The 19,278-nt window shown below is 55.9% G+C and carries 21 protein-coding genes; 7 read left to right on the top strand and 14 right to left on the bottom strand.

The features are described 5' to 3' along the window. Nucleotides 1–33: 33 nt before the first annotated feature. The 3 genes from ABUK73_RS10960 to ABUK73_RS10950 form a co-directional block, all read right to left on the bottom strand. Nucleotides 34–747: a response regulator gene (locus tag ABUK73_RS10960; protein ID WP_113088544.1), complete on the bottom strand. Its 714-nt coding sequence runs from the start codon at nucleotides 745–747 to the stop codon at nucleotides 34–36. A 2-nt stretch (nucleotides 748–749) separates the two neighbouring features. Next, complete coding sequence (locus ABUK73_RS10955; protein WP_113088545.1) at nucleotides 750–1,277, bottom strand: MarR family winged helix-turn-helix transcriptional regulator; 528 nt, start codon at nucleotides 1,275–1,277, stop codon at nucleotides 750–752. Between the two features lie 301 nt (nucleotides 1,278–1,578). Then, nucleotides 1,579–2,178 carry a DUF1236 domain-containing protein gene (locus ABUK73_RS10950; protein ID WP_113088546.1) on the bottom strand — a complete coding sequence of 200 codons (600 nt, stop codon included), beginning with the start codon at nucleotides 2,176–2,178 and terminating at the stop codon, nucleotides 1,579–1,581. A gap of 211 nt (nucleotides 2,179–2,389) precedes the next feature. Between ABUK73_RS10950 and ABUK73_RS10945 the strand changes: the two genes are divergently transcribed. Next, the gene (locus ABUK73_RS10945; RefSeq protein ID WP_353577315.1) at nucleotides 2,390–3,085 is read left to right on the top strand and encodes an MBL fold metallo-hydrolase; all 696 of its coding nucleotides are present in this window, start codon (nucleotides 2,390–2,392) and stop codon (nucleotides 3,083–3,085) included. A 120-nt stretch (nucleotides 3,086–3,205) separates the two neighbouring features. Here the strand turns inward: ABUK73_RS10945 and ABUK73_RS10940 are convergent, their stop codons facing one another. Next, complete coding sequence (locus tag ABUK73_RS10940) at nucleotides 3,206–3,421, bottom strand: cold-shock protein (protein WP_042617292.1); 216 nt, start codon at nucleotides 3,419–3,421, stop codon at nucleotides 3,206–3,208. 442 nt (nucleotides 3,422–3,863) lie between these two features. Then, a complete protein-coding gene (locus ABUK73_RS10935) occupies nucleotides 3,864–4,766 on the bottom strand; it encodes a DMT family transporter (protein WP_353577314.1) in 903 nt (300 codons plus the stop codon). Between the two features lie 334 nt (nucleotides 4,767–5,100). Between ABUK73_RS10935 and ABUK73_RS10930 the strand changes: the two genes are divergently transcribed. Continuing rightward, complete coding sequence (locus ABUK73_RS10930; protein WP_353577313.1) at nucleotides 5,101–6,114, top strand: flagellin N-terminal helical domain-containing protein; 1,014 nt, start codon at nucleotides 5,101–5,103, stop codon at nucleotides 6,112–6,114. Between the two features lie 35 nt (nucleotides 6,115–6,149). Here the strand turns inward: ABUK73_RS10930 and ABUK73_RS10925 are convergent, their stop codons facing one another. Together ABUK73_RS10925 and ABUK73_RS10920 are read right to left on the bottom strand one after the other, a co-directional pair. After that, a complete protein-coding gene (locus tag ABUK73_RS10925) occupies nucleotides 6,150–6,413 on the bottom strand; it encodes a hypothetical protein (RefSeq protein ID WP_353577312.1) in 264 nt (87 codons plus the stop codon). A gap of 240 nt (nucleotides 6,414–6,653) precedes the next feature. After that, the gene (locus tag ABUK73_RS10920; RefSeq protein ID WP_353577311.1) at nucleotides 6,654–7,571 is read right to left on the bottom strand and encodes an EAL domain-containing protein; all 918 of its coding nucleotides are present in this window, start codon (nucleotides 7,569–7,571) and stop codon (nucleotides 6,654–6,656) included. A gap of 269 nt (nucleotides 7,572–7,840) precedes the next feature. On the opposite strand from ABUK73_RS10920, the gene ABUK73_RS10915 reads away from it, so the two are divergent. After that, nucleotides 7,841–9,043: a pyridoxal phosphate-dependent aminotransferase gene (locus tag ABUK73_RS10915; RefSeq protein ID WP_353577310.1), complete on the top strand. Its 1,203-nt coding sequence runs from the start codon at nucleotides 7,841–7,843 to the stop codon at nucleotides 9,041–9,043. A gap of 227 nt (nucleotides 9,044–9,270) precedes the next feature. Here ABUK73_RS10915 and ABUK73_RS10910 read toward each other — a convergent pair whose 3' ends face one another. Then, nucleotides 9,271–10,386 (bottom strand): calcium:proton antiporter, encoded by a 1,116-nt coding sequence (locus tag ABUK73_RS10910; protein ID WP_353577309.1) that lies wholly within the window; start codon nucleotides 10,384–10,386, stop codon nucleotides 9,271–9,273. Nucleotides 10,387–10,574: 188 nt separating this feature from the next. Here ABUK73_RS10910 and ABUK73_RS10905 point away from each other — a divergent pair, with 188 nt between their 5' ends. Further along, entirely contained in the window at nucleotides 10,575–10,850 is a 276-nt protein-coding gene (locus ABUK73_RS10905; RefSeq protein WP_353577308.1) for a DUF2188 domain-containing protein, read from the top strand. 11 nt (nucleotides 10,851–10,861) lie between these two features. Here the strand turns inward: ABUK73_RS10905 and ABUK73_RS10900 are convergent, their stop codons facing one another. Continuing rightward, complete coding sequence (locus ABUK73_RS10900) at nucleotides 10,862–11,806, bottom strand: LysR family transcriptional regulator (RefSeq protein WP_353577307.1); 945 nt, start codon at nucleotides 11,804–11,806, stop codon at nucleotides 10,862–10,864. 95 nt (nucleotides 11,807–11,901) lie between these two features. On the opposite strand from ABUK73_RS10900, the gene ABUK73_RS10895 reads away from it, so the two are divergent. Further along, nucleotides 11,902–12,912 (top strand): NAD(P)H-binding protein, encoded by a 1,011-nt coding sequence (locus tag ABUK73_RS10895; protein WP_353577306.1) that lies wholly within the window; start codon nucleotides 11,902–11,904, stop codon nucleotides 12,910–12,912. Nucleotides 12,913–12,963: 51 nt separating this feature from the next. On the opposite strand, the gene ABUK73_RS10890 is transcribed toward ABUK73_RS10895, so the two are convergent. Next, nucleotides 12,964–14,076 carry an alkene reductase gene (locus ABUK73_RS10890; protein WP_353577305.1) on the bottom strand — a complete coding sequence of 371 codons (1,113 nt, stop codon included), beginning with the start codon at nucleotides 14,074–14,076 and terminating at the stop codon, nucleotides 12,964–12,966. Nucleotides 14,077–14,121: 45 nt separating this feature from the next. Further along, the gene (locus ABUK73_RS10885) at nucleotides 14,122–14,412 is read right to left on the bottom strand and encodes an ArsR/SmtB family transcription factor (RefSeq protein ID WP_113088559.1); all 291 of its coding nucleotides are present in this window, start codon (nucleotides 14,410–14,412) and stop codon (nucleotides 14,122–14,124) included. Between the two features lie 713 nt (nucleotides 14,413–15,125). On the opposite strand from ABUK73_RS10885, the gene ABUK73_RS10880 reads away from it, so the two are divergent. Continuing rightward, nucleotides 15,126–15,563 carry a GNAT family N-acetyltransferase gene (locus ABUK73_RS10880; protein WP_353577304.1) on the top strand — a complete coding sequence of 146 codons (438 nt, stop codon included), beginning with the start codon at nucleotides 15,126–15,128 and terminating at the stop codon, nucleotides 15,561–15,563. A gap of 73 nt (nucleotides 15,564–15,636) precedes the next feature. Here the strand turns inward: ABUK73_RS10880 and ABUK73_RS10875 are convergent, their stop codons facing one another. Both ABUK73_RS10875 and trxB read right to left on the bottom strand, forming a co-directional pair. Next, complete coding sequence (locus ABUK73_RS10875) at nucleotides 15,637–16,533, bottom strand: LysR family transcriptional regulator VtlR (protein WP_062448936.1); 897 nt, start codon at nucleotides 16,531–16,533, stop codon at nucleotides 15,637–15,639. A gap of 23 nt (nucleotides 16,534–16,556) precedes the next feature. Then, entirely contained in the window at nucleotides 16,557–17,531 is a 975-nt protein-coding gene (gene trxB, locus ABUK73_RS10870) for a thioredoxin-disulfide reductase (RefSeq protein WP_353577303.1), read from the bottom strand. A gap of 244 nt (nucleotides 17,532–17,775) precedes the next feature. On the opposite strand from trxB, the gene ABUK73_RS10865 reads away from it, so the two are divergent. Beyond that, the gene (locus ABUK73_RS10865) at nucleotides 17,776–18,243 is read left to right on the top strand and encodes an Lrp/AsnC family transcriptional regulator (RefSeq protein WP_113088562.1); all 468 of its coding nucleotides are present in this window, start codon (nucleotides 17,776–17,778) and stop codon (nucleotides 18,241–18,243) included. A 4-nt stretch (nucleotides 18,244–18,247) separates the two neighbouring features. On the opposite strand, the gene ABUK73_RS10860 is transcribed toward ABUK73_RS10865, so the two are convergent. Then, entirely contained in the window at nucleotides 18,248–19,267 is a 1,020-nt protein-coding gene (locus tag ABUK73_RS10860) for a glycosyltransferase family 2 protein (protein WP_353577302.1), read from the bottom strand. Nucleotides 19,268–19,278 lie beyond the last annotated feature (11 nt).

Raw genomic sequence — 19,278 nt, 5'->3', positions numbered from 1 at the left:
CCTATTCCAATCCGCGTGCGCTATGCACACGCTTTAATCGACGCTCAGACGGTATCCGATGCCGCGTACGGTCTGCAAGTAAACCGGGTTTGCCGGGTCGTCCTCGATCTTGCGACGCAGCCGGTTGATCTGCACGTCGATGGTCCGTTCACCCACATCGGCGTCCGCATCCACCAGTTCGTGGCGCGGAATGGTTTCACCGGCGCGCAGGGCAAAGAGCAGCATGATGTCCTGCTCACGATCCGTCAGGCGGATGACCTCCGCTCCGCGCCGCAATTCCTTGCGCGGAACCGAGAAATTGTACGGCCCGAAAATGATCTGTTCGATCTTCGGCGTATCGGGCGATGCGTTGCGCCGCAGAATGTTGTTGATGCGCAGCACCAGTTCCCGCGGGTCGAAAGGCTTGGGCAGGTAATCATCGGCACCCGCTTCCAGCCCGGCAATGCGGGCGTCCGCTTCCGAGCGGGCGGTGAGAAGGATGACCGGTACCGACTTGTTTTCATTGAGCGAACGCGTCAGCGACAGGCCGTTTTCGCCCGGCATCATCACATCGAGAATGAGGAGGTCGAAGCGGATGCCCAGCATCTTGCGGCGGGCTTCCGCTGCATCGGCAGCGGCAGTGATGCGATAACCCTTGTCGCCGAGAAAGCGTTGCAGCAGATCGCGGATACGCGCGTCGTCATCAACGATCAGCAGGTGAGGGGCGTCGTCTTCCGCCAGTGGCTGTTTGGGTGCACCGCTTGGCATGGTCACTCCTTCCCCTCAATCGAGGGCGTGTCCGTTTTTTGGCCGTCCGTGATCGGGTCACGCATGCGGGCCAGAAATTCCCGCACGCAGGCGCGGGCTTCCGGCTGCATGGCCTCCAGCGCCCGGTCGATGCGCCGCGATTGCGGATCACTCAGCGCCAGCGCCAGCTCGCGGCCTGTCAGCGTCGGGTAGAGCCTGCGCTGGCGGCGATCTTCCGGCCCGGCCATCTGGCGAATATAGCCGTCATCGATCAGCTGCTTCAACACCCGCGCAAGGCTCTGCTTGGTGATCTGCAACGTGTCCAGCAGATCGGCGACCGTCATGCCCGGCTGGCGGCAGACGAAATAGACGACGCGATGGTGTGCCCGGCCATAATCAAGCTTGGAGAGAATGACGTCGGGGTCGGACACAAAATCGCGATAGGCGAAGAAGAATGCCTCGATTGTATCGAAGTCGATCTTGCCATCATCGACATGCGGAAGCGCTGGGGTTTGTTTGACGGCGGCCTTTTTCATCGACTGGGCAGGCACTGTCGTTCCTTCTTATCGTTATCAACCGCCACCGCGCCGCCTTGTATTGAACCGGCTACAAACGGTGGATCTCCTCGTTTTTCGAACGTTCTGTCGTCAAAGCCGGTCCCGGTCTTGAGCGACGTGGTGCAGACTATCCGAAAATCCGCGATGTCGGGAGGATGCCCGTAATCATTTTCTGTTGCGTTCGATAATATGCCGCTGGTTGAACATCAACGATATTATGCGGTTTTCATGGTCGTAAACGCAAAAAGAGCGCGGACTGGCCGCGCTCTTTTCATATCGATTCTAGCTGTCTCGTTTACTCGTAAACGTAGACGATACGGCGAGTGCTTGGTTCTACCAGAACACGGCGGTCGTTGACGCGCACATAGCTGTATTCATAGTCGGGGATCGTCACCAGTTCCGCGCTTTCGGGAAGGGTCTCACCGATGGCGACATCACCTTCGACGCGAACGACGCGTGCCGGGTGCTTGTCGATATAGGTGATGACGTTTTCTGGTGGGTTCACCTCACCGACACGGCCAAGGTTCGGGTCACCGGGGTTCGGTTCGGCCTGAACGCTAGACGTCTTTTCATAGGTGACGACGGGCACGTTGATGTCCGCACGACGTTCATGCAGGATGACTGGCGAACCTTCATACATGACATTCAGGTAATCGGCATTGGCCCAGCCGCGAAGACCGTTCACCTCAATGCGGCACCATGCGCTGCCGTCCAGACATCCATCCAGAACCGCGTCACTGCCGCGTGTTGCCAGACCGACTTCCGGGTAATCTTCGCCTGGACCCGACCGCACAGAGATATCGGAGGCCGTGGTGGCAACCATTGCCGCATTCGCATATCCAGCAAGCAGCGTAAGTGCGCCACCAGCGATCATAAGTTTCAGCTTCTTGTTCATTGTCTCGCTCCTTTGAAGACTGGTCCAAGAACGCACGAGTTACAGGTCTGTTCCCGTTTTCGTGATTGCTAAAGTTTGAGCCGCACTGTTCCAGCAGCCAAAGCTCTGGCCTTTCAACGACTTTAAACCGGTCGATAATCCTTGGAGTTTTATTGTGCGGCCCGATCTGCCGGTCTATAGAAAGGCCCTGTTTTTGCGAAAAGGAGAGACCATGGGCAAGTTACAGGCAGGCATCATTCCCGTGACGCCATTTCAGCAGAACTGCACCATTCTCTTCGATGAAGACACCAAGGAAGGCGTGATTGTCGATCCCGGCGGGGATGTGGATGTCATCGTCCAGACCGTGGCCGAAAACGGCATTACGCTGAAGGAAATCTGGCTGACGCATGGGCATCTCGACCATGCAGGCGGCGCCAAGGAACTGAAAGAAAAACTCTCGCTGCCGATCATCGGTCCGCATGAGGATGACAAGCCGCTGCTTGAGCGCATTGAAACGCAGGCGCAGAAATACGGCATCACCGGCCTGCAAAATGTTCTGCCGGATCGCTGGTTGAACGATGGCGACACAGTCTCCTTCGGCGAGCACCGCTTCGAAGTCTACCACTGCCCCGGCCATGCGCCTGGCCATGTCATCTATTACAACCGCGAGCAGGCTTTTGCCCATGTCGGCGACGTGCTGTTTTCCGGCTCCATCGGTCGCACCGATCTTCCCGGCGGCAACCACGCACAGTTGCTAGCCTCCATCCGCGATAAGGTTCTGCCGCTGGGTGATGAGATCGGCTTCATTTGCGGCCATGGTCCCGGCGGCCGCATCGGCGAAGAGCGCAGGACGAACCCGTATTTGCAGGGAATTTATGCGGACCAGACTGGTGCAGCGGCGGGGGAGCAGGCCAAGCCTGCCGAATAGGGTGACTTTGCCGGAGTTCAGCCGTGTCGGTGAACTGAGACGGCTGTTTTGTTAGGTCCATAAACCAAAAAAACCCGGCATTCCTGCCGGGCTTCAACTAGAAGAGAAAGTCGTTAGGGTTCAGCCATCAATCTGAAGATTGACTGCCTTCGGCCCTTTGCCGCGACGATCCGGTTCAGTGTCGAAGCTCACTTTCTGGTTTTCTGAGAGTGCGGACAGGCCGGAGGCCTGTACGGCAGAGATGTGAACAAAGATATCGGCGCCACCATTGTCTGGCTTGATGAAGCCGAAGCCCTTGTCGGTATTGAAGAATTTAACGGTGCCAGTCTCGGCCATGCATCAGGTCCTTTTCGCTCTGCCCGTGTTCAGCTCCAGGCAGCATTACAGTTTTGCCCGTGAGGGCGTACGGCAGGCAGTTTTTGATAATTGAGAAAATGGACCTTCGCGTGGAAAGCTTTTGACGTTCTGATCAACGTTATTTTGTCCCCGCTGCCCGGAGTTTTTTATCCCCGGAGCACTTGTTTTATAGGCCTTCCCATGCTCGCAACTTGCCCGAACCGCAACAGATTGCTGTGTTTATTTAAAATTGGCAAGCGAAAGTTTTTAGACATGCAGAAAGCCCGCCAGCCGCTGTAAATGCGGCTTACGTCAGGACTGGCAGAATTTTTCGTCTGTTTTCGCAGTTGTGAAACGAAAACATCGCTGGCGATGAAATTTCGCGCTCATTTTCGCGCGAAAAGAGTAAATTTTCACTCAATATAGAAAAGCGCAGAAATGCTTATGTTTCTGCCATCATACGGCTATTTCGTCGTTTTGATAGCTCCGGGATCAGCTCAACCAGCAAAATCGCGGCAAAAATGATCGCGCAACCGATATATCCGGCAGTCGGAATTGTTTCATGCAGAAAGATCGCAGCAAAAAGAGCCCCGAATAAGGCCTCCGACGACAGGAAGATCGCCGCCTGCGGCGCAGTGGTGTAACGCTGCCCGATAACCTGCAACACGAATGCCAGCCCGGACGACACCAGCCCGACATAGAGAATTTCGGTGATCGAGGAGGCGATAGCGGTGTAATTGATCGGCTCCACGAAAATCCCGATCAGCATGCTGAGCCCGGCGCAGACCGCAAATTGCGTGCAGGAGAGCGCCAGCGGCCTGTTGCTCTGCATGACGAAGCGGCCGGCAAGCGTGATCTGGATGGCCCAGAAGACGGCGCAAGTGATACTCAGCATATCGCCGGTCGTCAGGCGGGAAATCGCTCCGCCCGAGAGAAGGAAGATACCGGTCAGCATCATCAGCGCGCCCGGCCAGACAATCCAGTGCGGATTGCGACGATAGATGATGACGGCGATAACGGGAACGAAGATGACGTAGAGCGCAGTCAGAAAGCTGGAATTGGTGACACTCGTCGTCAGCAGGCCCACCTGCTGTGTGGTTGCGCCCATGAAAAGGGCAAGGCCGACAAGAACGAAAGCCTTCATTTCTCCGCCGCTAGGCGCGGCTTTCATCTTACGGCTTTCCATCATGGCGAAGGGCAGCACGGCCAGCGCGGCAATGGCAAAGCGAAGACCGACGAACCAGAAGGGGCCAATCGTATCCATCGCGGTCGATTGCGCCACGAAACCACCACCCCAGATAGCTGCAGCGAGCAAGAGAACGAGATTGGCCTGAATACGCGTCATGGGTCACCAGAAAAGAACGGCCCCGCCACCGTGAATGTCGATGTTTTGAATCTGGCTTGATGCCGGGTTTGGCGGTGCTCTACCAATTAAGCACACAAGCAGCAAGGCGCGGTCCTAATGGGACCGTAGCGGTCCATTCATAATATTTTCCCCTTAGCGCTGCACATTATGTCCTATTTCGAATTTCTACCGATAGATAGATTCCTATTAAAGCGAGTATTAAAATTATAACGGGAAAATCTTATCATACCTATTTTTCTAGTAGAATTTTTAATCCTCTATTCAGCATTCCCCGGCAGTATTTACTCGTATTTTTAGGGCATGCAGGTTTGTTATGACGAGTATTTTAACCAATTCATCAGCGATGGCTGCCCTTTCGACGTTGCGAAATATTAACGCCGATCTCGCGACCACGCAGACAAATATTTCAACGGGCTATCGTGTTCAGCAGGCGTCTGATGACGTGGCATACTGGTCGATTGCCACAACCATGCGCTCAGACGAAACAGCACTTTCAGCGGTACAGGACGCGATGGGCGTCGGTGCGGCAAAAACCGATGTTGCCTATGCGGGGATGGAGTCTGCCATCGAGCTCGTGTCGGAATTCAAGGCCAAACTCGTTCTGGCATCGGAGCCCAGCGCGGACAAGCTCAAGATCAATGACGAGCTGACCAAACTCAAGGAGCAGCTTCGCGCCGTTGCCGGTGGGGCAAGTTTCAACGGCGAAAACTGGCTTAAGTTCGATACGGATGAAGATCCTATACAGATTGGTAATCCGACGGTCGTGAGCTCATTTGTGCGCGGCGATGACGACTCGGTGTTCTTACAGACGATGACGTACGATAAGATCGATTTTCCTGCCTGGCCTTACTCTGATGCGTTGATCGATGATTCATCGGAAACCCATGGCGAATTCGGTATCCTGACTACGGATACGTACGCTTGGAATCTCGGACTTTCCACGGGTTATATGCTGATTCAGGGGAAGGGAACCGGGACCACCTACACCGGATCGCCAGCATTGCCACAGGTCGAGATCGGTCTCACCGAAACGACGACCCAGCAAGAGATCGACGATATGATGTCTGTGGTCGAGTACATGCTGAGCGATATGCAGGACAGCGCGGCTAAGATTGGCGCGCTGGGCATGCGAATCGACCTTCAGGATGATTTCGTCGGCAGTCTTCGCGATTCCCTGAAAAGCGGTGTCAGTCGTTTGGTCGACGCCGACTTGGAGGAGGAGTCAAGCCGCCTGAGTGCTCTGCAAAGCCAGCGGCAGCTTGGTGCTCAATCGCTTTCGATTGCGAATAACAGTTCCCAGACTTTGCTCACTCTGTTTCGTTCGTGATTTGAGTGGTGGTCCATATCTGAGCTTGCCTCGCTTCAACGCACCTTTTTTCGGTTGGCGCTTTCACGGATTGTGGTCATCGTCAGAACGACGCCGCCTGCGGCGAGCGTGAAGAAGCCCATCGTCAGCAGCACGATGACGAAAATGCGGTCGGACGCCTTGGAGATCGGGGCAGAGGCGATAGATGAGGTCGTCATCGGATCGACCATTTCCGCAGCGTGGGACGTCGTGGCAAGTCCTGCTGCCATGGTGACAATAACAACGATAGCGGCCACTGCCATCCACAGCGAAAAAAGCATTCTTTGCGTTCTCAGCCGGTATGCCGAATTCCGATCATTGAGAAACATTGTTCCGGTCCCTTGTGCACATTTTTGCGCGTCTACTTCGCTCGCATGTCGGCATTGCAACGCACCGCTGAAATTTGCGCGACATGCTTTAAAATTGGCTTCGAAGTGGACGGCTTGTGGACCGAATTCAGACAGTCCGGCGTATTTATTGTGGCGATATCAAGGCAGCGGTTAACAGCTGTTAAACAGTGGTCATATTCCGCGTTTTCCGAAGGTTCGCACGGGCTTTGGGCCACGCGGTTCAGGTCCCGCATGAAGGCTTGGCGGCCTGGCGGCTGGCGCACTGAAAAGGGCGGGTCGGGTGCTACCCAGCAGCTCTGGAAAGCGCTCATTGAAGGTGGTGGGTGCAAGTTCCGGTCGTGCCAGTGCATAGCCCTGCATCAGAGAGACACCGAGGTCGAGGCAGAGTTCGATCTCGCGCTCATCCTCCAGCGCTTCGAAGATCGGCTCGATGCCTTCGCTGGCGAATTGCTGGACGATGACGCGCAGCAAAGCGGCACCGGCGGAATTGCGCATGAAATGGCGTGCCCATGCGGCTTCGAACTTGACGTAATCAGGCTTGATCAGCTTCACGCGCTCTATATCGGAATCGCCCGCGCCGTAATCGGCAATGGCAACGCGAAAGCCGATTGCGCGCATATGCTCGGCAAAGTCGGCAACGAGGCGTGTTTCGGAGCCCTGATTGTCTGCAACTTCGCAGACGATACGATCCGGCGACATGCCTGCCTCATGTGCAGACAGGCGCATGCGCTCGACTTCCTGCCGCATCTTGGCCGGTGTGCGAAACAGGCCGGGGTGGAAGTTGACGAAGATGCGGGCGCGGGAGCGTTCCAGCGCGCCGGTGTTGAGAATGTGGATGGTGCGCAAAATGCTGTCGATGGCTTCGATATCGTCGGGATGAACCTGCGCGAAGAGCTGCGCCGGCGGCACTAGGTCCGTACCCTGATAGGGTCGCACGAGACCTTCGAAGGAATCGATATCGAAACGCCCATCCAACAGGCGTCGGAAAATCGGCTGAAGTGCGGATTTGAGGGTGAAGGGCGCATAGGTCGTGGACCAGGAACCATCGGTTTCGCGCGCAAGATTTGAGAAAATGCTTTTCGGTGCCACGGCGTCTTATCCGGAAAATCATTTCAACCGTGCAATCATAGCATGGAAAGCGTTACGCGCCAGTTAAGCAAAAGTTAAAATAGCCTGAAGCCCCGTCGTTTCCCGCCTATCGGCGCTCAAAGGCGCATAGTTTGGCGGTAATTGCTGCGGGGGTAACGTTTTGCCGGCTTTTGCTCTTGAAACAACGTGCGTCTTTCGACATACCACTTGCCGCAGAGGGCGACCGTCGCAAACTTCTGCCGATGTCAACTTCAATAGGACCGATAAAAATGGCCTTCCTTGCCGACATTCTCTCCCGCGTAAAGCCGTCCGCCACCATCGCCGTTTCCCAGAAAGCCCGTGAATTGCAGGCTCAGGGTCGTGATGTGATTGGCCTTGGCGCAGGCGAGCCGGATTTCGATACTCCTGACAATATCAAGGAAGCAGCCATTGCCGCGATTAACGCCGGCAAAACGAAATACACGCCCATTTCCGGCATTCCGGAATTGCGCAAGGCGATTGCCGAAAAGTTCAAGCGCGAGAACGGTCTGGATTACAAGCCAGAGCAGACGATTGTCGGCACCGGCGGAAAGCAGATTCTTTTCAACGCCTTCATGGCGACGCTTAACCCCGGCGATGAAGTTGTTATTCCAACACCTTACTGGGTCAGCTACCCGGAAATGGTGTCGATCTGCGGCGGCACACCGGTGTTCGTCCACACCACGCTGGAAGGCAATTTCAAGCTGACAGCAGAAGCGCTGGAAAAGGCGATTACGCCGAAGACCAAGTGGTTCCTGTTCAACTCGCCGTCCAACCCATCGGGCGCTGCTTACAGCCTCGATGAGTTGAAGGCGCTGACGGACGTTCTTGTCAAGCACCCGCATGTCTGGGTTCTGACCGACGACATGTATGAGCACCTGACCTATGGCGACTTCAAGTTCGTGACGCCTGTGGAAGTGGAGCCCTCGCTCTATGACCGCACGCTGACCATGAACGGCGTTTCCAAGGCCTATGCCATGACCGGCTGGCGTATCGGCTACGCAGCTGGCCCGCTCTCGCTCATCAAGGCCATGGACATGATCCAGGGTCAGCAGACCTCCGGCGCGACATCCATTGCGCAGTGGGCGGCTGTAGAAGCGCTGAATGGCACGCAGGACTTCATTCCTGAAAACAAGAAAATCTTTGAGGGCCGTCGTGATCTCGTCGTGTCTATGCTGAACCAGGCCAAGGGCATCAATTGCCCAACGCCGGAAGGTGCCTTCTACGTTTATCCATCCTGCGCAGGCCTGATCGGCAAGACCGCACCTTCGGGCAAGGTCATTGAAACCGATGAGGACTTCGTGACCGAGCTTCTGGAAACGGAAGGCGTGGCCGTCGTCCACGGCTCGGCCTTCGGCCTCGGCCCCAACTTCCGCATCTCTTACGCGACATCGGAAAAGCTTCTCGAAGAAGCCTGCAACCGCATTCAACGCTTCTGCGCCAATTGCCGCTAAGTGATTGATTTATCGGTGAAAGGCCCGGCAGCGATGCCGGGCTTTTTTTGTTGAGAATCTATGCGAGTTTTGTGGCAATAAGCCTCGTCTTGCTCCGTCACCCCGGACTTGATCCGGGGCCCAGCCGACGCGCGTCTGCGCGTCGAGAAAAGTTCTTTCAGCCCAAGGACTTGGGCTTACTGGATACCGGGTCAAGCCCGGTATGACGGCGAAGGTGTGCCCGCCGCTCACAACCCCAGAAACAGCAGCATGACGAATGTCGCGAACAAGATGAAATGCGTCATGCCCTCAATGGCATTCGTCTCGCCATCATTCAGATTGATCGCTGCTGCGAAGAGCGTGATGAAGACCATCACCGTTTGCACCGGGGTCATGGCCATGATGAAGGGCTGGCCGGTGTAGAGCGCGATGGCCTCCATGACCGGTACTGTGAGAATGACGGTGGAAAGCGACGCGCCCATGGCGATGTTGACCACCGACTGCATACGGTTGCGCATGGCCGAGCGCATGGCGGTCATGATCTCCGGTGCGGCGGAGATGGTGGCGACAACCACGGCCATCAGCGCAACGGGCGCGCCGCTGCCTTCCAGCCCATTGCTGAGAAATGCCGACATGAATTCCGCCAGCGCGCCAATGATGACGACGCCAATGAGAATGATAGCGATGGAATAGGATGCCGGGCCTTCGTCTTCTTCTTCCTCAGCTTCGGCTTGCTCCTCGGCGGCGGTCTTCTTGCGGTCGGTACGAGGGTAGCGGTAGCTGAAAAAGTAGCTGTGCGGCCCGACCTGCATTTTCAAAAACAGGGCATAGAGAGCAATCATCGCGCCGATGGTGAAAATGGAATAATAGTGCCATTTCGCTTCCGGAATGAATTCCGGCACGATCATCGAGATGCCCATCGCGGTGAGGATCATCACCACATAGGTGCGCGCTGAATCGTCATTATAGGGCTGCTCGCCATGCCGAAGTCCGCCGAGCAGGGCGGCGATGCCGAGAATGCCGTTGATGTCGATCATGACGGCGGAATAGATCGTGTCTCGCACAAGGGTAGGCGAGGTGGATTCCTGCATGATGATGGCGAGGATAAGCACTTCCACGGCAACGGCGGAAAGCGTGAGGATCATCGTGCCATAGGGATCGCCAACCTTGGCCGCCAGAATTTCCGCATGATGCGCCACGCGCATCGACACCAGAATGATCACGCCGATCAGCGCTGCTGCAACCACGAAGGACAGCACCTTGCCCTGTTCCATGACAGCATGTTCGGCAAGATAGGCCGCAACGGCGCAGGGTACCGCGGCAAGCAGCATGCGCTCCTGTTTCAGCGTGGTCGCAATTGACATATTCGCCCTTCCGTCATCGTGAGCTTTGCATTGACTGAGGTTGCGACAACATGCGGGATTTGCACATTGGGCATTTTGGTAGGATAGTAGCGTCCAAGGACATGGCGACAATGCCGCAATCTAGTCCTTCAAATGCGCGTTTGCGGCAAAGGTTGCCACGCTCCTTCACTCTATAGGAGGAAGTGTGCATGACCAAAGTGGTGTATGAGATTGTGGAGCATGATGGCGGCTGGGCCTACCGTATGAACGGCGCCTATTCCGAAGCATTCCCCACCCATTCCGACGCCGTCCAGGCCGCTCGAATCGCCGCTGCGGAACAACAGGTCGGCGACGAAGACACGGAAATCAACTACCAGGACGAGGCAGGCCGCTGGCATGAGGAACACAGCCAGGGCGGTGACAGGCCGGAGGCTGAGGTGGTGGACAGTTTTGAGGAACCGCAACCGAGCCGCAATGCCATCTGATCGCGCCACCGTCACCTCTTGCTGACGATTGCATCTGGGTCCGTCGTTTTCAAAAACCCCTTCAACCCATCAACCAGTGCGTTGAAGACGGCGCGGCAGCGGGGGGAGGTTCGCAGGTTTTCGTGCATGGCGACCCATGTATGCAGCGGTATTTCTAGTTCCGGCAAAAGATGGGTGAGGGTCGCGTCGCGGCTGGCGAGGCCGACTTGGCATAGGCCGACACCTGCACCGGCCCGTATCATGGAAAGCTGTGCGAGATTGCTGTCGGCGCGGATGGCGAATGGGATATTTTCGGCGTCGGGAATGCTGGGATTGTCTTTTCGCATCCGCTGCAAGATGGCCCTTATGAAGGGGGTCTTTCGGTCAAAGCCGATGAGGCGGTGGTTGATAAGGTCGTCTTTGGACAGCGGTGTGCCCATTTTCTGGAGGTAGTCGCTGTTGGCATAAAAGCCCACCCGGAAATTACCGATGTAGCGCATGATGATGGCATCCTGCACCGGCTCGGTCATGCGGATGGCGATGTCGGCCTCCCGGCGCAGCAAATCCTCCAGCGTATCGGAAAGCGACAGCTCTATTTCCAGCTTTGGGTGCAGTTCCTGAAGCGAGGCAATGATCGGCGGGAGGATTTCCACGCCGATGACGTCGGACGCGCTGATGCGCACGGCTCCTTCGATCTTGCCAACTTCACCTGAGGCGGCGCGCATCAGGGCCGATGCGGTGGCTGCGAGGTTTTCGGCATAGGGTTTCAAGGCAATTGCGGCATCCGTCGGGACAAGCCCGTGGGGCGAGCGGATGAAGAGCTGGAACCCCATGCTCTCCTCCAGCGCACCAATATGGCGGCCTACCGTCGGCTGGGTAATGCCAAGCTCGCGGGCGGCGGCGGAAAGCGATCCGTCTCGCAGCACGTTGAGAAAGGTGCGGTAATAATCCCAGCTGATCTCACGTTCTCTGATCATTGATTTCCGTATAGCGGCTCAACAGTTTTAGACAATTTCGTATAGCTTATAACGCGCCCATACTCCAGCCATCAATTCAGATTGGAGTTTTAGCAGTGACCAGCAATAGAGAGACGATCAAGCCATTGGCACTGGTTCTCGGCGCGCGTGGCGGCATTGGCGGACATGTCATGGATATGCTGCTGCGCCGGGGCTGGCGGGTGCGCGCATTGGTGCGCGGCAATATGCCGACATCAGCCAATCCCTCGCAGGAGTGGGTGCGCGGTGATGTGATGAACGCAGCTGATGTGGCGAAAGCAGCCGATGGCGCTTCCCTCATCGTGCATGCGGTTAATCCGGCAGGTTACAAAAACTGGGAGACACTGGTTCTTCCTATGCTGGATAGTACCATTGCCGCTGCAAAAGCGGTGGGAGCCCGGATTTTGCTGCCGGGAACAGTCTATAATTTCGGGCCGGATGCGTTTACCGCTCCAACCGAGCACAGCCCGCAACATGCCGTAACCCGCAAGGGCGGCATTCGTGTAGAGATGGAGCGCCGTCTGCGCGCCGCCGCGACACTGGAGACGCCGGTGCTGATTGTTCGCGCTGGTGACTTCTTCGGGCCGGGTGCGAACAACAACTGGTTCAGCCAGGGTCTTGTCACACCGGGCAAAAAGATCACCAAGGTTTCCAACCCCGGATCGCCGGGCGTCGGCCATCAATGGGCCTATCTGCCTGATGTAGCCGAAACCATGGGTCAGTTGCTGGATCGTGCTGACGAACTTGAACCATTCGCCACCTATCACATGGACGGATTTTGGGATGCCGATGGAAGCGGCATGTCGTCTGCGATAGAGCGGGTTGTCGGGCATAAGATTTCGGTCACGCAGACGCCATGGTGGCTGTTGAAGCTGGCTTCGCCCTTCGTGCCGATGTTTCGGGAAGTCATGGAAATGCGCTATCTCTGGAAGACGCCGATCAGGATGAGCAATAAAAAACTCACCAGCTTTCTGGGCGCAGAACCCCAAACACCCATCGATGAGGCCGTGCGCGCCACGCTCATTTCGCTGAAATGCCTGGAGCCGGAAGCGACCCGAGAAACTCCGAGAGCCGTATCGCACGCGTGATACACGATAAGAAAAGCCGCGCACCCTCAGGAGTGCGCGGCCATTTTGTCTTTATGCCAGAGCAGGATAGTCGGTGTAACCTTCCGCACCACCACCATAGAAGGTCGGCTGGTTCGGCTCGTTCAGCGTGGCATTCTCCCTCAGACGACGGACGAGGTCTGGGTTGGAGATGAAGGCCTTGCCGAAGGCGATGGCATCGGCCTTGCCGCTTTCTGTTGCAGCAATCGCGCTGTCGCGGTCGTAACCGTTGTTGGCGATCCACAGGCCCTTGCCACCGGCATTGGTATAGGCTGCCTTGAGAGCATCGTAATCGAACGGCTTGTCGCCCTGCTTGAAATCACGCGGGCCGCCGGTGGCGCCTTCGATGACGTGGATGAAGGCCAGACCACGGCTGCCGAGTTCGCGCACGACATATTCGAACAAAGGCTGTGGTTCTGCTTCGAAAATGTCATTGGCAGGCGTGACCGGGGAAAGGCGAATGCCGGTGCGGCCAGCGCCAATTTCCTTCGTCACGGTATCAACGACTTCCAGCAGGAAGCGGGCGCGGTTTTCGATGGAGCCGCCATAATCATCCGTGCGCTTGTTGGTGCCGGATTTCAGGAACTGGTCGATCAGATAACCATTGGCCGCGTGAATTTCCACGCCGTCAAACCCGGCATCGATGGCAGCTCGGGCGCCGGTGCGGTAGTCTTCCAGAACGACCGGGATTTCGCCCAAGCCCAGTTCGCGTGGCTCGGATGTGTCAGCAAAGCCGCCGGTGCCATCGTCATTGATGATGTAGGTCTTGGAATTGGCCTTGATGGGCGACGGCGCAACCGGCTGGCCGCCATGCGGCTGCAGAGAGGTGTGCGAGATACGGCCGACATGCCAGATCTGCGCCACGATCTTGCCGCCCGCCTTGTGTACGCCTTCCGTCACGGCCTTCCAGCCATCGATGGCTTCCTGCTTGTAAAGGCCGGGAACATCCGCATAACCCTGTCCCTGCTGGGAAACCGGTGTGCCTTCGGTCACGATGAGGCCGGCAGTTGCGCGCTGTTCGTAATAGGTGGCGTTGAGGTTATTGGGAATGGCGCCTGATGAACGGTTGCGGGTCAGCGGTGCCATGACAATGCGGTTTGCCAGCGAAATGTCGCCTGCCTGAGCGGGTTCGAACAGTTTGGTCATGAGAGTGCTTTCTCTTCTGGTTGATAGAGAGCGCCTGAGGCGCGCTTAAAGCTTCTGGTTCAGATAGGTGAGGAACGCGGCAATATTCTCCTCGTCACGCTCGTAAAAATTCCACTGCCCGACCTTTCGCGATCTCACCAGACCCGCAGCCTGCAAGGCGGCGAGGTGGGAGGAGACGGTGGATTGCGAAAGACCGCTGATCTCGAACTGATGCGCACAGACACCCATGGAAAATGGGTGTGCCTGGTTGAAATGCTGCTCCGGCTGTTTCAGCCATTCCAGAAATTTCAAGCGCACGGGATGAGCAATGGCCTTCAGGGCGTCTTCGTGGTTCATGTCGCTTCCGTATATCTATCCATACCGATATTTATATCGGCAATCATCGATATCAAGGGAAAGGCGCTGATTTATTCGACCTGGGCTTAGGGCAAAAAAGACGAGGCTTAGCGCAAAAAAAAGGCCGCTGGATTTCTCCGCGGCCCGACAGTTTTGAAGGTCAAACCTCCAGAGGGGAACAGCTGTCTGATGCGCTAAGCATCGGTGACAACCAGTTTCAATATGGAAATGGCAGCGGCTGAGAACAAGGGTGTTTCGTTTAATTAACTTACGGTAGCGGGAAAATTATTGCGGGTAAAAAAAAGAGGGCCACCGGATTGCTCCAGGGCCCTTATAAGTGTGAAGGTCAAAAAACCTCCAGAGGGGAACAGCTGACGCGGCGGAACTGGGAGGAAAAGCCGCCGTGTGCATCAGCTGTGTGCGATATGATGCTTTCTTGGGCAGCATTCAACTCTTTTTTGTGCAGGCCAGCCCTGCGTGTGGCGCATCACTGCTATTCACTGTCATATTTATTTCGCAAATCTGCGGCGATGATGATTCTGGGTGAAGCGCGGAATATGCTTCTAACCTATTGTTAAGTCGGTATATTTTTAAGTTTTCTCGGCGCGGGTTGTTGTCGTTTGCTGTGCCAAAGATTCGGACTTCGGTTGTCATAACAGCCGAGATGCGATGTGCTATTACGCTGCCCGTAGCAAAGTGTCCAAGGTGGTGCTGTGACAATAGAAATCAGACTTGCTCAACAGTCCGATGTTCCGGCGCTATTTCACGTTAGAACGTCTGTCCTCGAGAACCACATTTCCGTCGAGCGACTTGCCCAGATGGGCATCACAGAGGCCTCCATCGGCCAGATGATCGCGCGCTCGCCGTGTGCATGGGTCGCCATCGTGGGCGGCGAGGTGGTCGCGTTTTCAATGATAGATATTGCGGACGCTTCGCTTTTTGCAGCCTTTGTGCTTCCTGCATACGAAGGCAAGGGCATTGGAAGAAAGCTCGTTCTTGCTGCCGAAGAAGAACTCTTCCAGCACCATTCGGAAATATGGTTGGAGACGGATGAGGAGAGTCGCGCAGCCGGTTTTTATCGGCATCTCGGCTGGGGCAATCAGCTCGAGGCAAAGGGAAGGCAAATCCGGTTGACGAAAATGCGGCCTTGATGCCTCACGGATCAGAAGGGCGATATTGCGAGAAGCCGCATGAATGCAGCGGCTTGCCATGTCGCAACACCAATCAGAAATTCCAGTTGCGCGCCTTGGCCACGATGAAGTCTCTGAACACTTTCAGCTTGGCGGCATTCTTCAATTCATCCGGATAGCAGAAATAGGTATCGAATGAGGGAATATCTGCGGGCAGCGAAAGCTGGATGAGGCCTGGGTCACGACCGACAATGTAGTCCGGCAGACAGGCAATGCCGATTCCCAAAAGGCAGGCGCGCTTGATGGAGGTCTGGCTGTTGATCTGCAAATGCGCAAGGCGGGTGTTATCCGATGAACGACCGGCATTTTCCAGCCAGTTCACGTCCAGAAGATAATTCGGGGCTGGCTCGCCAAAGGAAATGACCTTGTGGTTGTCCAGATCCTCGATCGACTGCGGCTCTCCATATCGGTTGATATAGGACGGGGCGGCATAGACGTGCATGTGCACGGTAAACAGCTTGCGCTGAATGAGGTCCGATTGCTGCGGCTGGCGCAGGCGGATGGCGCAGTCCGCGTGGCGCATGTTCACATCAAGCTCTTCATTGTCGAGAATGAGCTGAATGGCCATTTCTGGATAAAGCTGAAGAAATTCCTGCACCTTATCCGTCAGCCAGCCCTGGCCGAGACCCACGGTGGTGGTCACGCGCAGCTTGCCACTCGGCTTTTCCGTCGTTTCCGTCAATTGCATTTTGACGGTTTCGAGCTTCAGTAGAACATCATGCGCGGTTCTATACAGCAACTCGCCCTGTTCCGTCAGGATCAGGCCGCGCGCGTGGCGGTGAAAAAGCTTGACGCCGACATCCTGTTCCAGCGCGCTGACCTGGCGGCTGATGGCCGACTGGGACAAATGAAGCTTGTCTGCTGCATGGGTGAACGAGCCAGCTTCGGCGGCCGCATGAAATATGCGCAGTTTGTCCCAGTCCAATGGCATAGGCATGCGGTGTTTAGCCTTTCTTATTCAGCGGCAACGGCAAGCGGCGCTTGCGCTGCGAGAAAACGTTCCGCCTCGAGCGCGGCCATACAGCCCATGCCCGCCGCGGTAATGGCCTGGCGGTAGTTATCGTCTGTCACATCGCCTGCTGCAAAGATGCCCTCTACGTTGGTCGCAGTCGAATCCGGTGCCGTCCACATGTAGCCATTCGGCTTCAGCTTCAGCTTGTCCTTGAACAGTTCCACCGCTGGCGCATGACCAATGGCCACGAACACGCCGTGGATCGGCATCTCGGTGATTTCACCTGTCTTCGTGTTGCGAATCTTCGCGCCGGTGACGGAAGGCGGCATTGGCGGCTTGGCAGGCGTGCCGGTGATTTCCGCGATCTCGCTGTTCCAGAGAATGTTCACATTCTCCTTCGCGAAAATGCGCTCCTGAAGGATTTTTTCCGAACGGAAGCTTTCGCGGCGATGCACGACCGTCACCGATTTGGCGATGTTGGAGAGGTAGAGCGCCTCTTCCACGGCGGAGTTACCGCCGCCGACCACGATGACATCGCGGTTACGATAGAAGAAGCCATCGCAGGTGGCGCAGGCGGAAACGCCGAAGCCCTGAAAATGCTGCTCGCTCTCAATGCCCAGCCACTTGGCTTTCGCACCGGTTGCGATGATCAGCGTATCGGCGGTCCACACCGCACCGGAATCCGTCTTGACGGTAAAGGGGCGGTTTGTGGTTTCGACTTCGGTCACCAGATCATTGACGAGTTCGGCGCCGACATGCGTCGCCTGCTTCATCATCTGGTCCATCAGCCATGGTCCCTGAATGGGATCGGCATAGCCGGGATAGTTTTCCACATCGGTGGTGATCATCAACTGACCGCCCTGTTCCATGCCGGCAATCAGAACAGGCTCAAGCATTGCGCGCGCTGCATAAATCGCGGCGGTGTAACCTGCGGGGCCGGAGCCGATGATCAAAACCTTTGCGTGGCGGGCGGACATGGGACGTTCCTTTCAAAACAAGGGTGTCAGATATTGCAGCCACTATACCAGCGCAATCACGATACACCCCTTCGATGCCCGGTATTTAAGAGTGTCCAGTGTCGTTATTCAAGGGCAGCCTTGCGTTACCAACAGGGCAGAAGGGTATCTACACGTAATTTTGTGTCGCTGTCGCGTAGGATTATTGCGAATCCCGTCGCGTAGAGTAGAAGGAAGCATTCAAGCTCAATCAAGGAAGAGCATAGTGGCCAGCGTCGAACTCGATGCCATCGATCTGAAAATACTGCGCGAATTGCAACGCGACGGGCGAATGACCAATGTCGATCTCGCCGACCGCGTCGGAATTTCCGCGCCACCCTGCCTGCGCCGCGTTCGCAAGTTGGAAGAAGCGGGCATCATCGAAGGTTACCATGCCATGCTGAATGCCCCAAAGCTTGGCTTCGACCTCGTGGCCTTTTGCATGGTGGGGCTGAAGCGCCAGTCCGAAACCAACCTAAAAGCCTTCGCCGCCGCCACAGAGCGCTGGCCGCTGGTGCGCCAAGCCTGGATGGTCTCCGGCGACAGCGACTTCCTGCTCCACTGCGTGGCCGAAAACCTCACCCAATTCCAGGACTTCGTGATCGAAGTGCTGACCGCTGACGAGCATGTGGACACGGTGCGGACCATGCTGACGATACGGCAGGTCAAGCGGGCAGGGCTGGTTGGGGTTTGAGCGACTACTTCAAACTATCCCAATCTATAGGTGTTATAAAGCCGAGGTCGATCAGTTGGTGTGAGCCGGAAAATTTCACTGAAACGTCGCCGTCATAGAGGTCGATAGCGCCGTTCTGCTCGATTTCATCGAGCAGCTTCACATAATGAGCTGAACCACCGAAGTGCTGTTTTTCTCGAACGGCTTCTGCGATTTTTTCCTTATAGTCCACGAAAAACTTGAAATGCAAAAGGGCGCCCCATGTTTTTGGGAAGTTGCGACCATAGGGTAAAGGTCTATGGGGGCTGCTGCCAAAATAACAGGAGTCATCCCAGTAAATCACCGGGTACTTCATTAACTCGTTATCTTCGCCAAACTTGCGTCCGCGCGGGCCACCTTTGATGCTGACACCACGTTTTTCAACAGTCACATCGTAGCTATTCATGTCGAAATGATCTGACAGAAGCCAAGGCGGATCGTCCGGGCCGTAATCACGTGTGCCGCCGCCGCTATACATATCCAGCATTGGTGCCGCCAGTCGCTTGTCCCCTGCGGCTTCCAGCGCTTTTATAAGATCTGAGATCGTCCGGGTCTCGCTATGAGCGAAGACGAGAAGCTCATCGGAATCGACATTGATATACCAACGCTTCTTTCCATAAATTTCAAATAATTGCTCTCGCCATTGCCGCCCGCGCCGTGCTTCGGAATAACGCACGGGAGATGTCCATATATCGACATCAGATTGCTCGAGTAGAAACTCTCTGGTGCCATCAGTCGAGGCGTCATCTACAGCGATGAAACGTGAAACGCCCAGCGATCGATAGTGCTTTAGAAAAAACGGAATTAAATTTAAATCATTATGGGTGACAAAAACAAGGTCTGTACCGTTCTGGACACGTATATTTCTCCGGACTAAGGCGGACATTGGTACGTTTTGCCGGCGTCTTTTTTCTCTCGATGCAATACGAAAGCTTTCATATCCTGTGCGGAGTTTATCAAGGACGCCCCTTGACGGCTTTTCTATGAATTTTGCAAAGAGCGGCATTGAAACTTATC

The sequence above is a fragment of the Agrobacterium vacciniicorymbosi genome (assembly GCF_040427045.1).
Taxonomy (GTDB): Bacteria; Pseudomonadota; Alphaproteobacteria; order Rhizobiales; family Rhizobiaceae; genus Agrobacterium.
This window is presented reverse-complemented; position numbering and strand designations above follow the sequence as displayed.

Coding starts and splice junctions, on each gene's coding strand:
- ABUK73_RS10960 (WP_113088544.1), bottom strand. CDS start 747: ATGCCAAGCGGTGCACCCAAACAGCCACTGGCGGAAGACGACGCCCCT.
- ABUK73_RS10950 (WP_113088546.1), bottom strand. CDS start 2,178: ATGAACAAGAAGCTGAAACTTATGATCGCTGGTGGCGCACTTACGCTG.
- ABUK73_RS10945 (WP_353577315.1), top strand. CDS start 2,390: ATGGGCAAGTTACAGGCAGGCATCATTCCCGTGACGCCATTTCAGCAG.
- ABUK73_RS10940 (WP_042617292.1), bottom strand. CDS start 3,421: ATGGCCGAGACTGGCACCGTTAAATTCTTCAATACCGACAAGGGCTTC.
- ABUK73_RS10935 (WP_353577314.1), bottom strand. CDS start 4,766: ATGACGCGTATTCAGGCCAATCTCGTTCTCTTGCTCGCTGCAGCTATC.
- ABUK73_RS10930 (WP_353577313.1), top strand. CDS start 5,101: ATGACGAGTATTTTAACCAATTCATCAGCGATGGCTGCCCTTTCGACG.
- ABUK73_RS10925 (WP_353577312.1), bottom strand. CDS start 6,413: ATGCTTTTTTCGCTGTGGATGGCAGTGGCCGCTATCGTTGTTATTGTC.
- ABUK73_RS10915 (WP_353577310.1), top strand. CDS start 7,841: ATGGCCTTCCTTGCCGACATTCTCTCCCGCGTAAAGCCGTCCGCCACC.
- ABUK73_RS10910 (WP_353577309.1), bottom strand. CDS start 10,386: ATGTCAATTGCGACCACGCTGAAACAGGAGCGCATGCTGCTTGCCGCG.
- ABUK73_RS10905 (WP_353577308.1), top strand. CDS start 10,575: ATGACCAAAGTGGTGTATGAGATTGTGGAGCATGATGGCGGCTGGGCC.
- ABUK73_RS10900 (WP_353577307.1), bottom strand. CDS start 11,806: ATGATCAGAGAACGTGAGATCAGCTGGGATTATTACCGCACCTTTCTC.
- ABUK73_RS10890 (WP_353577305.1), bottom strand. CDS start 14,076: ATGACCAAACTGTTCGAACCCGCTCAGGCAGGCGACATTTCGCTGGCA.
- ABUK73_RS10885 (WP_113088559.1), bottom strand. CDS start 14,412: ATGAACCACGAAGACGCCCTGAAGGCCATTGCTCATCCCGTGCGCTTG.
- ABUK73_RS10875 (WP_062448936.1), bottom strand. CDS start 16,533: ATGCCATTGGACTGGGACAAACTGCGCATATTTCATGCGGCCGCCGAA.
- trxB (WP_353577303.1), bottom strand. CDS start 17,531: ATGTCCGCCCGCCACGCAAAGGTTTTGATCATCGGCTCCGGCCCCGCA.
- ABUK73_RS10860 (WP_353577302.1), bottom strand. CDS start 19,267: ATGCCGCTCTTTGCAAAATTCATAGAAAAGCCGTCAAGGGGCGTCCTT.